Genomic DNA, 15,859 nt, shown 5'->3' with positions numbered 1-15,859 from the left:
AATGAATAACATCCTAATAAGTATCCAAAATTAAAAACCAACGGAAGTTGGTTTTTAAAAATTTAATTAAATAATTTCTACTTATTTTCAGAAATATTTATGCATTTTGATTGTTGAAGATTTTTATTTTTGCGGCTTATGTATTTAATTCTATATACTGCCTTTCAAAAAGCACATAGGGCAATTGGAATAACAAATCCTAAAGCGAAAATTAATATATCTAAAACAATAATTATTCCTTTATTATTTCCTTTATAAAAGAAAGGATTTTTAAAATCTAGAAATGTATAAATAATAACACCATGATTTTCCTTAATTTTATTAAATGTTGCAAAGTACAAAATAAATGCAAACATGAAGTATCCAAACAAAATTAGCATTGCTGTTAAAATTGTTTTAAAAGTTATTTTTATTTGTTTTTTAATTAGAAACAAACCAATAAAACCAAGGGTGGGATTAATTGCATGAGTTGTTAGGGATTTGATTGCATTAACTCAATTTTCTCATGTTTCTCTTCGATATGAAATTAAGGTTCAATAAATTAAAAAAGTAACTGTAATTAATACAACAGAGATAAAAAACATTTGTTTTGCTTTTTCATTTTCTGGTTTTAGTGCCACTGAAATTAGGGTTGCAGCTAATAAAAAGTTTGATAAATAGGTAAAATAGAATAATGATGAAAAACGTTTAAAAACTAAATATAAAGTTGGTATTTCATTGTCAAAATTGTCCTTTTCCTTGTATGAAAGAATATTAAGGATCAAAAAACCTAGTGATGTTAGTCCCACAAAAATGCCAAAAATTAAGTTAATAGTATTGTTTTTGCTAAGTTTATTTTTTGCTTCTAGCATATAATATACCTCCATAATTAACTGTGTAAAATTATAATAAAATAAAATTTTCATATTACTTAAAAAAATAATTATTAACTTTAAAGTGCTATTAAAGTAATATTGCAAAATAAGTGTCTCTAAAAATGGCAAAAACAGGTAATTTAGTTTATTTAATTTATTTTCTAAATGTGAATATGAACAAAAATTAAAAAAAAAATTAATTTAATATAAAATATTAAAGATACTGTTTTACAAAATTAAGGAGATAATAATGCCAGGAAGAGATCAATTAACAGGTCAAAAACCATTGAGTGGAAACAAGAGATCACATGCTTTGAATACCTCAAAAAGAACATTTGACCTTAACTTGCAAAAAGTAACTGTTTTAACTGAAAATGGCACAAAGAAAACTGTTAGAGTAACAGCAAAAAATGCTAGAACTTTAAAAAAATACGGTTTAGTAGCTTAATTCATATGTATAATAAGTTCTTGGAATTCCCAAGAATTTTTTATTATAAATTATTATATTATAAGGAAATAAAATGAAAAAAATTAGCCTATTTGTTGTTGCTGAAAAAGGTGAGATAGATATTTTAAATAATATTTTCTTTTTAGAAGATAATTTATTTGAAAATGAGAATACAAGCTTACATTTGTGCTTATCAAATTATTCAAAAAAAGAATTTGCATTATTGTATTGCGGTGTTGGTAAGGTTAATTCCTCATTTGGCTTAACACAAAGCATTGCTAAGTTAAAAGAAAAAGATTATCAGGTTGAAAAGATTGTTAATATTGGGCCGGCGGGTTGCATTTTAGATGTTAATGTTGGCGATGCTTTTATCATTGAAAATTCATATTATTTTGATGTTGACCTGACTAAATTACCGAATTACAAGCTAGGCCAATTGCCTAATAATCAATACAAGTTTATGACAAATTCCATTTTATCTAAGGAAGTTAATAGCATTTTAGGTCTAAAAAACACTGATTTATTGTCTGCTGATAAGTTTTTTTCTAAAAATGATATTGAAAAAATTAAGGATAATTTTGAAAATATTGGGATCTTAGATATGGAGGCTTGTGCTTTAATACACTGCGCTAATTTATTAGGAATAAGAATTGCTGTTATAAAGGTAGTGTCAGACTTCTTGCATAAAAATGAAAATTTTTATATTACTAAAAAAAGTGTATGAAAAGAGAAAATATTTTTAATTTTTAAACAATTGTTGGAGGAGTTATAAAATAAAATGAAATACGTAGACGTCCATACCCATCCTTTTAAGGAATATTATGATGAACCATATAGTGTTATTTTAGATTGAAAAAAGCAAGATATGGAAAAGCTTTTTATTGTAGGCACTTCGAAAAATGATTCAGTTGAAGTTATTAATTTATGCAAAAAAGATAAAGAATTTTTACACCCGATTATCGGGATTCATCCTACTGAAGCAGTTGGAAGTAGCGATGGCAATTTTATTGAGTCTATCATCAATGATGATGTTATTGCTATTGGTGAAATTGGACTTGATTATCATTATGATAATTCTCCAAGTAAAGAAATTCAGAAGGAAAGTTTTATTTCACAATTAAATGTAGCTAGAAAACACGGCATTTCTGCAATGCTTCATGTTCGTGATGCCTTAGACGATGCTTTTGAAATAATTAAGAATTCTGAATTTAATGATATAAATATTATTTTTCATTCCTTTAGTGGGGATCTTGATTTTGTTAAGAAAACATTGCCTTATAAAAATATATATTATTCAATTTCTGGCGTAGTAACATTTAAAAATGCAAGAGCTTTACAAGAAGCTGTTATTAATATTCCTATTGATAGAATTTTGTGTGAAACAGATACACCATATTTAGCGCCAACACCGATGCGCGGTAAACCAAATATTAGTCCATATGTCAAATATACATACCAATTTATTGCCAATCTTAAGGGCATAGATGAGGAGTTACTTGTAAAGCAGGTAAGACTAAACATTAGAAAGGTTTTTGGTATATAGAAAATGCAAATAAGGGCTAAAAAAAGTTTTGGGCAAAATTTTTTAATTAATAAAAAAATTCAACAAAAAATCGTTGAATCAGCTGACGTGGAAAGTGAAAACGTTATTGAAATTGGGCCTGGTTTGGGGGCGATTACAAACTTGTTGATTGATACGGTAAAAAGTCTTGAAGCATATGAATTAGATAAAGATTTATATGATATATGAATTAACAAGGAAGTACCAAAAAATATTAAGTTTTTAAATAAAGATTTTTTAGATGCTGATTTGGTCTCAAAATTTAAAAAAGTCGTTGTCGGTAATATTCCTTATAATATTACATCTCCCATTATATTTAAATTAATTGATAATTATAAATATGTTAAACATGCTGTTATAATGGTGCAAAAAGAAGTGGGGGATAGATTAATTGCAAAGCCTAATTCAAAAACCTATTCTAAATTAAGTGTTGCGCTTCAAAGTATTGCTAATGTTTCAAAGGTTATTGTTGCAAAACCTTCTGATTTTAATCCCAGCCCAAAGGTTGATTCGATGGTTGTAAGAATTGATTTTGCTGATAATATAGATTTTGAATTATCGCCCTTTTTAGATTTTTTAAAATTATGTTTTCAATTCAAGAGGAAAACATTAGTTAATAATTTGATATTAAAATATAATAAAAGCACTGTTTTATTAATATTAAAGAGATTGAATATTCATCCAATGTCTAGACCTGAAAATATTGGTGTAAATGACTATAAAAAGCTCTTTTTTGAGTTTTTAAATTGTTTTTAATCAAAGTTATTAATAAAAAAAATATATGCTTTATAATTAAATTATATTTCATAAAAAAAATATATTAGCATGCAACCCACAAGCATGCTTTTATTTTTTATTTTAATACATTTTGATCACTTTATTTAATATAAAGAAGTACCTATTAAACATATAAATTATGTTTTGATATATATGTAGCAATAATTTTCATTGCTTTATTTTATATTTAAAACATTAAGAAACTGGGTTTGAACCCAGTTTAGTGTTTTAAAATCTTAACGATAAGCAGCTTAGTCCGCCATCTAATTTTTTATATTCAGATGTATCACAAGTAATAACCCTGTAAATTCCTAAATCTTGAATTGCTTTTAGAGTATGTGGATATCCTTCTGGTACAATCACTGTCTCATTAACTCAAATGCAATTAGCAGCATATGCTTCGCTTTTATCAACAATAATTTGATTAAATTCTTTAAATGTTGGGTAGTGTATAAATTCCCCAGAAATTAACAGATTATTATGTTCTAGATAATTAACGCCAGTCTTTAGATGTAGCATTTCTGTCATAGGAACTGGAATGCATCTTTTTCCTACACTAGCTAAAATATTATGAAATTGTCGAATGCCTTCGCGGTTTGTTCTATCAGACATACCAACGTAATAAGTATCTTTAACCATCATAACATCACCACCGTCAAGCGTTCCAGGGGCCTCGATTTTAAAAATGTGGTCTTTGTCAAAGAATTTTTCTAGATATGTCAGCATTTCATGTTTTTCGCCATTACGTGATGCTGCACCAGGATTAGATAATATTGCAATTTCTCCTGTAACAATTACAGCTGTATCTTCAACAAAACATGAGTCAGGAAAATCTTCATTTTTTGGACAAATGGTAACATTTACGCCGCAGCTTTTTAAAGCATCAATATATTTTTCGTGTTGAATTAGAGCTAGACTATAAATTGGCTTCCCTAATTCAGGAGCCGATGTTATTCCTATTGTCATTGAAGAAGCTGGTGTCTTAACTATAACATTTTTAAATTTATCTTTCATTTGATCTTTCATTTTTAAGTACTCCTAAAATTAAGTAGTTGTGAATTAATTGTATTTTATTCACAATTTAATTTTATCTAATGAAATAAATAAAAAAACGCATTCGCGTTTTTTTGGTCATTTTATTGAAATGGCGCGCCCGGCAGGAGTCGAACCCGCAACCTCTTGGGCCGTAACCAAACACTCTATCCAATTGAGCTACGGGCGCATTAAATGGAGCCACCAACCGGATTCGAACCGGTAATCAAGGTGTTGCAGACCTATGCCTTGGCCATTTGGCTATGGTGGCAACACTATATATTGCTTTATAATTATAAACTTTTTATTATTTTTTTTAACAATATTTGTAAATTCATTAATTAGCATGAAAAATGAGCCACCGATATTTTGAATTTGTTTAATTATACATTTTGCATAATTTCTAATAAAAAAAATAGCTCTACTTTAGGAATAGAATAATTTATTATAAAATTACAATTTTATTTATATCTCTTCTTATTTTTTTATAAATCTTCATTAATTGATCGCATTAAATCTATTTCTCTTTGTGAAATAAGACCAGTTTTAACAAAAGATTCTAAAATTTCTGTTTTTTTAGATAACATTTGATTGCAGTAATATCCGGCTTCTTTTTTAACCACCGATATTTCAAGAGGAAGCTTTTTTACTATATGCTTTTTTCTCATACATTTGAATATCATTTTCATTTAATTCAAAAGCTTTAAATCTTTTGTTGTTTATTTGAAAATAGTATTGTTGATCTGCACCGATCATAAAAGTTGCATCGTTTTTTTGATGTAACTTTTATTTTTTAATATTACAATTCCATTAAAAATTTGTCTTTTAATTGGCAAACCAAAATAAGCTTCAAGAATTGCACTATTTGGTTTTTTAAATTAATTTTTTTCAGAATCGATAATTGATTTTCTTGTTTTTATATCATTAAGCATTGCAATAATTTCGTGTCTATATTTATTAGCGTCTTGGTTTGTTTCAATATTTCTATCTTTTAAGAATATTGGAATTCTATTATGTGCAATTCTCTAAAAACTTTCTATATGTGGTTTTTTCATTAGATACTGATGTTGTTATAAATTCGGTAGCTAATTTTGTGACTGCATTATACAAAATAGCGCTAGATTCAAGGCTATTTATGAAAATTCATTCTATTATCGCTAATTATTACTTTCGGTATCTCGTATTTACTGATTTTCTTTTTGAGATTATGGTTGGTTTTGCAATCTTTTCTTTAGGCAAAATATTTGGTTTATAAGGTATATATTTTTTGACAAAAGTTTTTTCTGTTGTTATAAACTTTAAGGTGCCTTAAAAAGATTTTTAACAAATCCCCAAAATTTAAAATCTAAAAATTAGTAGCCAGCTAAATGGCTACTTTTTTGTAGTGGATAGAAAAGTTAAATAAAAATCGTCCACTAAGGACGAATCAACACTCTTTCATAATTATATCACTATTTTAAAAAAGTTAATTAATAAAAGATAGAAGGTATATATGAGCAGAATTTCAAATTATTTATTAAATGAACAGGAAAAAATTCAAGGAAATTGAACTAAAAAGGAAATAGAAAACGATAATAGAAGATTTGCTTTCGAAAATATTTGTAATAGTAAAAAATATTTAAAACTCAGTTTTTCAGCTTTTTTAAGTTTGACGAGAAAAATAAAATTAAGCATTAAATTATCAACTATACAAATCTTACGAAAAAAACAAAATGCAAGTTTAGTTTATATATTAATTTTATTATTAAAAAAAAAAAAAAAAATTAGCAGTTTTAAATTAAGCGATTTGAGGGGATATGGAATTACAGAAGAGCGGCTTAGACACGCACTAAAAGAATTAAAAAAATTAAACTTAATTTACTTGAAAGGAAAGTTTTATTCATTAAATCAAAATGCTTTAATAAGTCCGAATAAAAAAAATGTTGAAGTTTTTTATAAGATAGAAACAGAAGCTGATTGAATGTTGTTTTTTGCTGGTAATTTTAGTGCTTTAATTGCTGCTAAAAAATTAAAAAATCTTATTTATAAAAAAAAATACCAAAAAGAATTTGTTATAACTAATAATTTTTTAAATTTGACAAAGGCTAAAATTAAAAAGGCTTTATTTTTGATATGCAAATATTTAAAATTATATTTTTATGAAGCTATAAAAATAAAAAAAATGTATTTAAAAGAAAAGAGCAGTTTTATAACGACTAGATATTTTAAGATATAAAAAATAAGCTACTTTTTTGATTAAAGGGAATTATTAAATAGTTTAATCTTGAAACAAACTTATTTTTGCTATTATAAAATGCAAAAAATTATGATTTTTTTTCAAAAATTAGGTTACTTAAACATATAAATTTAAGGTTGTAATAATAATAGGGCAAAAATATGCCATAAAGAAATAGTAAAGGGAATTATTAAATATATATTCAAATAAATAAATATTTGAAAAAATACTAAAAAATATAAAAGGAAAAACATAAAAATGAATGAAGTAAAACTGAGGGGTATTTTAATTTCAAAAACAAACTTGAATAAAACAGCAGCACAAAAAGTTAATTTTTTGATTTTTACACTATTAGTAAATGGTGAGTTTTTTGAACTCTTTGCGTTTGAAGAAAATGCTGATTTCATAAATGCCTTAGACATAAAAAATAAACCAAACCTTTTGGTAATAGGAAAAATTTCTAAACGTAATGAAAAATTCGAAGATGATGAAAAAAGAATTACATATCACTTTGATATTATTGTTTCTAATGTTTTTTTAAGCGCAAACAAAAAATATACTTATGATAAAAACTTCGTTAATAATGAAAAGGAATGTTTATCAGAAGAGGCAACAAAATTAAAATATGAAGAAATTGAAACATTAGATGTTAAAAATGAATTAAATACTCTTAATGTTCCAAATTATTTAAAAAATGAATTAAATGAAACAAAAAATAAAATAGAAACTGTCGAAGATAAAACAATGTTTAATGATTTTCTTAATGAAACTATTTAAATAATTAAAAAATGAAAAAAATAATTTTTAAACAAAATAATAAATCTGGTTTTGTTCGTGGCATAGACATAAATTCTAAAAATGAAAAAGAACGAGCTTTTGGTGAAAAAGCCATCAATTATTTTAAAAGTGGTAAATATATCGACTATATAACTAGAGCTCAAGCTTGTTATAACTTTATTGGTGAAATTCCAAAATTTGAAACTAACCAAGAAGCAATTTTTTGATTTAATAAACATACTAAAGAATGAAACAAATTAAATGAAATTAAAGAAACAAATAGTGGTTTATATTCTTTAGATTCGAATGATTTAAAATTTAAAAATATTGATTTAAAATTTGGTAAAAAAATGTTAGCAGAATTAAATGATAAGCAATACATTTGGGATACACAATTATCATTCGGGGAATTAGGCATAGAAAAAAGACTATTTGATATAAACGAAATTAGCGAATTGTTAGAAGAAAATTTAAATAGCTTTTTTATTAGAAATAATTTAAATATAAAAAATTTAAATGTTATTTATGCTATGCACGCTAATACAAAAAATCCACATATACATTTAGCGTTTTGAGAAAGAGAACCTCAATTTAAAAATAAATATTCTAACGAACTAGTTTATAAACAAAAAGGTTTGATACCATTGAGTGAGTATATGCTATTTAGTTCAATATTAACTAATAAAATTAATGAAAAAGAACGCTATAAAAAATATTATGAAACCGTGGGGGGAAATACGTTCCTTAAAAATGAATTTAAGAACTAGTTTTAAAAACCCTGAGATAAAAATTGATAAAACAGATAAATTAGTTAATGATATTCTTCAAAGCAAAAGTGCAAATGTATGGAACTATGGTCGCTTGGATGCTACAACTAAGCAAAAACTAGATAATTTAGTAATGGAAATAATTAAGAATGATAAATCATTATCGAATGAATATTCTAAGTTTAATAATCATTCTTTATTTTTAGAGCAAACTTTTAACAAACAAACGGAAACAAAGCAAGTTAGTAATTTAATTCAAAAGGAACAAAGAGAATTAAAAGTTAATCTAGCTAATATAGTTCTTTCACGAATTAAAAATTTAGTTGAAGCTAAAACACAAAAAGTTTTGTATTTACCAAATATTCCAAATATCAATTTTTTCAAGCGGACGCAAGAACAAAATTTTTATAATTACAATTCTAAATGAGAAATTGCTAAACAAAAATTTGAAGACGCAAAGAGAGAATTTAGTAGAAAAATAGAAGGATTAAAAATTTATTATAAATATCTGCATATGGATTTAGAACAAGAAATGGAAAAGTAATTAGATGACTAATAAACAAATCAAGCGTATAAATAAAAAGATTGCAATTACTAGTTTTATATTTCTTAACGCAGGTTTATTTCTAGGACTATTTATTGCTTATTTTTTATATGATAATTATAAAAATTTAGGTTTTGCTTTTAAGAACAATGTTTTAGTTTTTATGTGAAAGGCTTTTAAATCGCATTGATGAATTACTATTTGCTGTTATGTTGGTCTTAATTTATTGTGATTATGTATTTTTATATTCTTGCCATTATTGAGACGTAAATTTAGATTACGAGTTAACAAAAATACTAATATTTGAATGTATAATGAACCAAAAAATCTTGGGGATAAGCATGATTTAAAAAATTATGTAGTTAACAAACCTTTTAAGGAAGGGCATAATGATAAACCAGGTTGAATTATTAAAGCTAATTTAAAAAAAGGTTACATTTTAACAGAAAACCAAACACTTATTCTTGGCGGAACTGGTGCTGGTAAATCACAAAAAATTATTATTCCAAGCATTTATTACAATATGTCGTTAAATAAAGACAAAAAGCCAAATATGGTTATTACTGATCTAAAAGGAGAATTAACACAAATTTTTGCTAAACCATTAGAAAATCATGGCTACGATGTCAAAGTTTTAGACTTAATTAATATTAAGAATTCAATGGGTTTTAATATTTTGGGGTCAATATGAGACATTTGTTTTAGAGATCCAAATATTCCCGATTTTGATAGTGCTTTTAAAGAAATAGATTTATTAGTTTACAACTTATATAAATGAAATTTAAGTGGTCCAGATGGAAGCTGACAAATAGGTGGAGTTGAAATTTTATACAACTTGTTATGCGCCTTGCTTTTAATGGGATATTACTTTAAAGAAAATTTTACAAGTGCGGACTTTAATCTTAATAATCTTTTTTTATTATTAAATCAAAATACTTTTGTTAAAGGGGCTTGATTTAATAAACTATTTAACAGGGGAAATTTAATAAAGCCAGCTCGCAACGTTAAGGCTTCGCTTAGTTTCTATATCGAAACCCCTTCAAAGCAATTGGCAGGTTATATGGGATTTGCTGTGCAAGCTATTAGCCCTTATATCAAAGAATCTAAACTTAACGATTTAATTTCAACTAATGAAATAAGAATTAATGAGTTATTTATACAACATAAAAATAAACCATTTTGTGTATTAATTAAAATACCAGAACAAGATGAAACAAGAAATAATGTTATTTTAAGTTTTATTTCACAGTTGTATCAAGAGGCGATACATTTTGCAGAAAGTAAAGATAGTAAAAAATTAGATAGAGATTTATTGTTTTTATTAGATGAATTTGGTAATTTACCGCCAATTCCTGCTATACAAACTAAATTATCTGCATCACGAGGTAGAGGAATTTTTTTTGCGTGTGTGCTTCAATCAATAAATCAACTAGAAAATAAATACGAGAATGCAGCCAAAACAATTAAGGACGTATTTAATTCTTGAATTTTTTTAGGAGGAATTAATAATAAACAAACATTAGAAGAAATAAGTTACCTTGTCGGCAAAGAAGAAATTAATAAGACTTCAACTACAACAAGTCAAAATAATACATCTAAGACTATTTCAAGCCAGGAAAAATTTGGAATTGATACCGCAGAGTTGCAAAGGCTTCCGAAAAACCAAGTGCTAATTTTGCAAAAGCAAGAGAAGGCTTTGCTATTAGAAATTGAATTTGCATATAAATATTTAAAATATAGTCTTAATAAGGGTACTGACCATTTACTAAACCATTTAAAAGAAGTGGAAATTAAGTGTATTGATTTTAATAAATTTGATTTAAATAATAATATTGCCCCTGATAATGTTGATGATTTAATTAAAGAAACAATGAAACTTGAAGCTGACATTAAAGCACTAGAAAAAGAAAGGGATGATGCTATAAATGATTTTGCTAAGCAAGAAAATATTTCTATTAGCATAAATGATTTAATTAAGTTTTGTGAATTCAACTGAATGTCTGTTAGAAAGTTTGTAGATTTAAGTGAGCAGAGAATGTTTAAGCATTTTTCAAAAAAAATTGAAATGGGAATGCCATTAACTTTAATAGAACAAAAACAATTAAAGGAATTTTTAATAACCAAAATTAAACCCTTTTATTTTAGCATTAAAACATATAGCGAAAATAGTAATGATATTTCAAATGAATAATTATTAAAAAAGGAGAATACAAAGTGAAAAAAGGCCTTATAAGCTATTTATCAAAATTTAGCTTAAAGCGTATTAGTGAAATTGAAGACTTTAAAAAATATTATATAAATAAAATTTATGATTATATTAAGGGACGAATGACCATAATTGATGCACAATTTGAAAAAATGTTTTGTTTAACAAAATTTAAACATAAAGATAATGGTTATTTAAAACTAATACTAAATCAAATGTTTAAAATAATCAAAGATAATAATCAAAATATCAGTATCTATAAGCAGTATTTAAGAAATACTAAAAAAATTGTGAATATTACAATTAATAAATATAACCTTAATAAAAAAATTTCATTTGCACTCAATGAAACAAACGATAATTTAACTAATCTAAGAGCATTAATAAGAGTACAAAGTTATATAGATTTTTTAGCAAATAGGAAAAGACCAATTTATTTTGTTGCAATTTTAAATTGCTACTTTTTAGAGCGAATGCTAGGAATAGAAGACGAGCTAAATGCTTTTGCACTTTTAAAAGAAACATTTCAGATAGAAAGTAAACTATATGACCCTTGATTTATAAATAATGAAAAATGTTTAATTGGAAATGCGCTAGATAGAGTTGTAGATAATTTAATAAATTACGATAAGTTATTTGAATTTAATACATTAATTAAATAAGAAAAAGAAAACAAAAAATTAAGGAGATGTTTTTATGAATAGAGTAATGATTGCTGGAAGAATAACAAATAAACCACAACAAAACCAAACAAAGGAAGGACACGAATTTAGTTCATTTACAATCGCAATTCCAAGATTAGTTCATTCCAAAACTAATAATCAACAAGCACAAGTTGACTATGTGCCTTGTATGGCCTGAGATAAAAAGGCAGAATATGTTAATAAATATTTAAATAAAGGTATTATGGTACTAATTGAAGGTGAATATCATAGCTATAAAAAAACTAATAAAGAGGGCATTAAAGAAAATGCTAATGTAATAAAGGTTGAAAAAATTAAATGCTTAGAACCAAGAAAACTAATTGAAAAAGGCATATTAATTAAACCCGAAAATGAAGCACAAACAAAAATAGAAGATAATAACGAATATGTGTCTAAATATAGTTTTAGTAGACCAACGCCACCGCAAGAAGAACAAGAAGATGATAATTCCTTAGAATGAGATTTATAAAACTAAAATGTTAAAAAGGTTGCTATCTAGATGAATAATGATTTAATTAAAGAATTTATCGCAACTAATGAAATAAATAGTAAATATCAATCAACAATAGAAAAATTATTTTATATAGCAATAAAGTTAGGGGCGCAAATTTATAAAACCAAAGACAAGGCAATTGGACATTTATTAGGAATTTCACTTTATGCAGTTAGAAAGTTTCTTTATTTAGTTTTGAAGTATTTAGAGCGCATTTACACTAAGAAGTTAGATTATTTTGAAACAGATAATGATGAAATTATTATGAAATGAATAAATTAAGGAAAAATAAGCATTATGTCTAATACAAGAATAAAAACAAATTTTAAAGATAAGAATTTTGCGTTGGTAAAAGTAAAAGAAAATGATGAACCATTAGAAATTATAAAAACTTTTAAATATTACAAGAATGCACTAAAAGAAATAAACACGCAAAATTTATTTCATGAAGTGAAAAGTAACGAGTTTTGTGTGCTAATACAACTAAAATGATTAAAGGTTTTTTAGAGACATGTTATAATTATATTTATAATAAAAAAAATATTTTAATATTTTTTTAAACAATTTTGGAGATGTTAAAATGAAAAAATCTAAAGCCTTAAAATTTAGTTTATTAGGTCTAGGAACAACATTAATTGCACCATTACCAATATTATCAATTAGCTGTTGGGCATTTGAAGATATTAATAAAATGCCAAGACCAAACAAACCAACACCAGGTTTAGGTTCAAAACCAAAACCAATTAATCCAGGAGAAACAAAACCGGCTCCAAATACTAATGGGTTAAATATAAAACCATTGCCACTACCAAAAACAGAAGAACAACAAGGTAATAGCAATACACTGACGCAAGATATTGAAAAAATTGAGAAACAAATGAATATTGCTGATGAAGCAAGACGGGCACAATGAGAAAAACAAAACGCGATGGAATACTCAACACGTTTATCAGAAGGTAATAGTCCAGATGAGTTATTTGCTTATGCGATGAATTTAGCATCACTAACTAATGATAATGGCCAAAAAATAACATCTGATGAATTTGATACGCGCTTAAAAAGCTTAAGGGACGAAGTAGAAAAAGCACACGAAAATGCGATAACAACATTTCATCGTGATTTAGAAAGAGTTTTTATTGGGGCAGAGATTTATGATACTTACCATAATTCTGATTTAGCAAAGCAAACAAAGGAAAGTCAAGAAAATTTATATGGAACAGAAATAAATGGTCAAACAATGCCAGAAATTGCTTTTAGAGAGGCAAAATTAAATAATATAACCTGAAGAACATATGATACTGATTATCGTTTATTTAGCAAAAGTAGAATTAAAAATAATGATGAAGATTTCGGAGTTTTAAGTGAAGACACTAAAAAAGCAATAGAAAAATTAAATGAAAAAATTTGAGGTTGAAATAAAATTTTAAATCCAATTAATAAACGCAAAGAATTAGCAGAAACAACCTTAAAATTTCTAAGAGTATATTTAGAACTATTAGCAGCACTAAAACAAGATGTTAAAAACCCTGATGAAAGTTTTAAGCAACAGCTTAGTGCTGAAACTAAACGAAAAATCTCTTTGTGCTATGCAAAAACAATAGAATTTATTTCACCATATAATTACTGATTTTTAGAACTAGATGAAAATGGAAAGACTAAAAATTGATTTTTTGATCAACCAGATGGCGATAGACATTACGACCCGGCTTGAGTTTTTAATAAAGTTCTTAAATTAATAAATGAATTTGTTTTTCCGTTGCGCTGAATGCAATATGAAAAAGAAATACCTTATTGAGAAGATTCATTCTTTCGTTGACGACACATTTATTCAAAATATTTATTTAATAAGTGAGATGATGCAGGCCAAATACAAATTGGGGAATTGTATAAACCAGCAACACAACAAGAAGCTTATGGTCGCTTAGAAAAATGATTAGCGCATAATAACTATGGCTTAGATTTAAAATATGACGGCCTTATTGAGAGTAAAAAAGATAAAGAAGCTAAGCAAGAATAAAATGCAATAAAACTTATTTAACTAAAAACTATCCACAAATACAAAAAAGGATGCCTCAAAATAGAGACATCTATTTTTGTATTTTTAAACACACAATGAAAGAAGGATAAAAAATATGTTTAAATATGATGATTTAGGTTTAATTATTGCTAATGAAAGCGATATTAATGGAGAATATCGTGAAGATAAAAAAATCATAAAAATTTTTAATAGCTACTTAAATAGTTTTAGCAACAGCAAAGAAAAAGAAGCTTATAAAAAAGTAATAAGTGAAATTAATGAACTAATGGATAATGACAATCAATTTAATAGCCAAATTTTTCAAAGATTGATTAATGGTGAGAGAAATTTAGATAACTTAAATGAGTATAAGAAACTATTAACACTACTTAATGATAAAGAGTTATTAGGAGTATCATCAGATAGTTTAGGATACAGTCTTGAGGAATTTGAAGCAGATGAAAACATTATGGAAATTTCTGCTTTTAAAGAAATATTAAACGAGAGCTTAATGCATGATGGAATTGATAGTCCTTATATTTATGATGTTGCTGAATATTTATTAGCAACAAAATCCAAAAATAATTATGATTATGTGCAAATTGATGTATATGGAAAAGCTAACGTTTTAGATTATAATGATGTATTAAGTTTATATCGTGAACATCTTGAAGAATTTAAGTTAGAAGAATTATTAGATTTAAAAAAAGATAATGAATGAGGTAATGTGAAATATAAAAAAATAGAAATCCAGAATTTGACAGATTTTGAGAAAAAAAGAAAAGATATTTATACCGATATAACTAATGAAAAAAATAAAAATAAACCAAATCGCCATAGAACACGAAGTTAGCCGTTTTACAGTTTCTAAAATTAAAGATCTATAAATTTTGACGGGACATTTAATGTCTCAAACAAAAATAAAGGAAATAAAAATAGACAAAAGTTTAGTGATGATTTTGTAGATTCTAAAATTGAAAAAATCAGAGATTTTAGTTCTTTTGTTTTTCAACAACCTATTGATAGAACTAGAAATGTTACTATGGCAGTTTATTATAGAACAAAAGGGTCAATAATGTCTTTAAAAACTCTTTACAGACGCACCTTTAAAAAAAGGAGCTATGCAACAGAGCACTCGCACAAAGGGGCTAGAAAAGAAGCTAAAAGAAACGTTAAAAAATATTTTAAATAACACGGTTTTAGAAACAATATTTTATTATGTAATAAATAGTAGTGTTGAAAAATCTTTTAAAACTGTTCAATTAAATTATCCCATATGCTTTAAAATAAACAATATAAAACATTGAGCAGAAATTAGTAAAATTGAAGACCAATTAATAGATTACTTTAATTCTATATCTCCGAAATTAAAAAGAAATAGCGATAAAAATTGTTTTAGAAAAATAACTGAAGGCGATCCTGGTTGGTATGTTGATTATCATTTTAAAAACAAAACTCATTCAG

At 25.7% G+C, this 15,859-nt stretch carries 19 protein-coding genes and 2 tRNA genes; 16 read left to right on the top strand and 5 right to left on the bottom strand.

Annotated elements, in window-relative coordinates; all coding sequences use genetic code 4:
* Window positions 1–77 precede the first annotated feature (77 nt).
* Window positions 78–851 carry an MAGa3780 family membrane protein gene (locus ACWXVJ_RS03105; RefSeq protein ID WP_438340589.1) on the bottom strand — a complete coding sequence of 258 codons (774 nt, stop codon included), beginning with the start codon at window positions 849–851 and terminating at the stop codon, window positions 78–80.
* A gap of 253 nt (window positions 852–1,104) precedes the next feature.
* On the opposite strand from ACWXVJ_RS03105, the gene rpmB reads away from it, so the two are divergent.
* From rpmB to rsmA, 4 genes are all read left to right on the top strand, one after another.
* Entirely contained in the window at window positions 1,105–1,302 is a 198-nt protein-coding gene (gene rpmB, locus ACWXVJ_RS03100) for a 50S ribosomal protein L28 (RefSeq protein WP_438340590.1), read from the top strand.
* Window positions 1,303–1,375: 73 nt separating this feature from the next.
* Complete coding sequence (locus tag ACWXVJ_RS03095) at window positions 1,376–2,074, top strand: 5'-methylthioadenosine/S-adenosylhomocysteine nucleosidase family protein (protein WP_455966504.1); 699 nt, start codon at window positions 1,376–1,378, stop codon at window positions 2,072–2,074.
* 6 nt (window positions 2,075–2,080) lie between these two features.
* A complete protein-coding gene (locus ACWXVJ_RS03090; protein WP_455966503.1) occupies window positions 2,081–2,845 on the top strand; it encodes a TatD family hydrolase in 765 nt (254 codons plus the stop codon).
* Between the two features lie 3 nt (window positions 2,846–2,848).
* Entirely contained in the window at window positions 2,849–3,619 is a 771-nt protein-coding gene (rsmA, locus tag ACWXVJ_RS03085) for a 16S rRNA (adenine(1518)-N(6)/adenine(1519)-N(6))-dimethyltransferase RsmA (RefSeq protein WP_455966502.1), read from the top strand.
* A gap of 249 nt (window positions 3,620–3,868) precedes the next feature.
* On the opposite strand, the gene ACWXVJ_RS03080 is transcribed toward rsmA, so the two are convergent.
* The 4 genes from ACWXVJ_RS03080 to ACWXVJ_RS03065 all read right to left on the bottom strand — a co-directional run bounded on the left by ACWXVJ_RS03080 (window position 3,869) and on the right by ACWXVJ_RS03065 (window position 5,428).
* Window positions 3,869–4,666, bottom strand: coding sequence for a dimethylarginine dimethylaminohydrolase family protein (locus ACWXVJ_RS03080; protein WP_455966501.1), 798 nt, complete (start codon window positions 4,664–4,666; stop codon window positions 3,869–3,871).
* Between the two features lie 119 nt (window positions 4,667–4,785).
* Window positions 4,786–4,862: transfer RNA gene (locus ACWXVJ_RS03075), tRNA-Arg, on the bottom strand.
* 6 nt (window positions 4,863–4,868) lie between these two features.
* Window positions 4,869–4,943, bottom strand: a tRNA-Cys gene (locus ACWXVJ_RS03070).
* A 344-nt stretch (window positions 4,944–5,287) separates the two neighbouring features.
* The gene (locus ACWXVJ_RS03065) at window positions 5,288–5,428 is read right to left on the bottom strand and encodes a hypothetical protein (protein ID WP_455966500.1); all 141 of its coding nucleotides are present in this window, start codon (window positions 5,426–5,428) and stop codon (window positions 5,288–5,290) included.
* Between the two features lie 736 nt (window positions 5,429–6,164).
* Here ACWXVJ_RS03065 and ACWXVJ_RS03060 point away from each other — a divergent pair.
* From ACWXVJ_RS03060 to ACWXVJ_RS03005, 12 genes are all read left to right on the top strand, one after another.
* Window positions 6,165–6,887 carry a hypothetical protein gene (locus ACWXVJ_RS03060; RefSeq protein WP_455966499.1) on the top strand — a complete coding sequence of 241 codons (723 nt, stop codon included), beginning with the start codon at window positions 6,165–6,167 and terminating at the stop codon, window positions 6,885–6,887.
* A gap of 258 nt (window positions 6,888–7,145) precedes the next feature.
* Window positions 7,146–7,664, top strand: a complete 519-nt coding sequence (locus ACWXVJ_RS03055) for a hypothetical protein (protein ID WP_455966498.1) — start codon at window positions 7,146–7,148, stop codon at window positions 7,662–7,664.
* A gap of 11 nt (window positions 7,665–7,675) precedes the next feature.
* Entirely contained in the window at window positions 7,676–8,431 is a 756-nt protein-coding gene (gene mobL / locus ACWXVJ_RS03050) for a relaxase MobL (RefSeq protein ID WP_455966497.1), read from the top strand.
* The gene (locus ACWXVJ_RS03045; RefSeq protein ID WP_455966496.1) at window positions 8,415–8,975 is read left to right on the top strand and encodes a hypothetical protein; all 561 of its coding nucleotides are present in this window, start codon (window positions 8,415–8,417) and stop codon (window positions 8,973–8,975) included. The genes mobL and ACWXVJ_RS03045 overlap by 17 nt, the downstream gene beginning before the upstream one ends.
* A gap of 4 nt (window positions 8,976–8,979) precedes the next feature.
* Entirely contained in the window at window positions 8,980–11,166 is a 2,187-nt protein-coding gene (locus ACWXVJ_RS03040) for a type IV secretory system conjugative DNA transfer family protein (protein ID WP_455966495.1), read from the top strand.
* A 23-nt stretch (window positions 11,167–11,189) separates the two neighbouring features.
* Entirely contained in the window at window positions 11,190–11,843 is a 654-nt protein-coding gene (locus ACWXVJ_RS03035; protein WP_455966494.1) for a hypothetical protein, read from the top strand.
* A gap of 34 nt (window positions 11,844–11,877) precedes the next feature.
* Window positions 11,878–12,354, top strand: coding sequence for a single-stranded DNA-binding protein (locus ACWXVJ_RS03030; RefSeq protein WP_455966493.1), 477 nt, complete (start codon window positions 11,878–11,880; stop codon window positions 12,352–12,354).
* A gap of 30 nt (window positions 12,355–12,384) precedes the next feature.
* Window positions 12,385–12,660 (top strand): hypothetical protein, encoded by a 276-nt coding sequence (locus ACWXVJ_RS03025; RefSeq protein WP_438340452.1) that lies wholly within the window; start codon window positions 12,385–12,387, stop codon window positions 12,658–12,660.
* Between the two features lie 15 nt (window positions 12,661–12,675).
* Window positions 12,676–12,885: a hypothetical protein gene (locus ACWXVJ_RS03020; protein ID WP_455966492.1), complete on the top strand. Its 210-nt coding sequence runs from the start codon at window positions 12,676–12,678 to the stop codon at window positions 12,883–12,885.
* A 73-nt stretch (window positions 12,886–12,958) separates the two neighbouring features.
* Window positions 12,959–14,395, top strand: a complete 1,437-nt coding sequence (locus ACWXVJ_RS03015; protein WP_455966491.1) for a hypothetical protein — start codon at window positions 12,959–12,961, stop codon at window positions 14,393–14,395.
* A 115-nt stretch (window positions 14,396–14,510) separates the two neighbouring features.
* Entirely contained in the window at window positions 14,511–15,248 is a 738-nt protein-coding gene (locus ACWXVJ_RS03010; RefSeq protein WP_455966490.1) for an Mbov_0392 family ICE element protein, read from the top strand.
* Window positions 15,249–15,516: 268 nt separating this feature from the next.
* Window positions 15,517–15,859 (top strand): hypothetical protein (locus tag ACWXVJ_RS03005; RefSeq protein ID WP_455966489.1); only part of this gene is annotated, 343 nt, incomplete at its 3' end.

The organism is Mycoplasma sp. 773, assembly GCF_053851515.1.
This window is presented reverse-complemented; position numbering and strand designations above follow the sequence as displayed.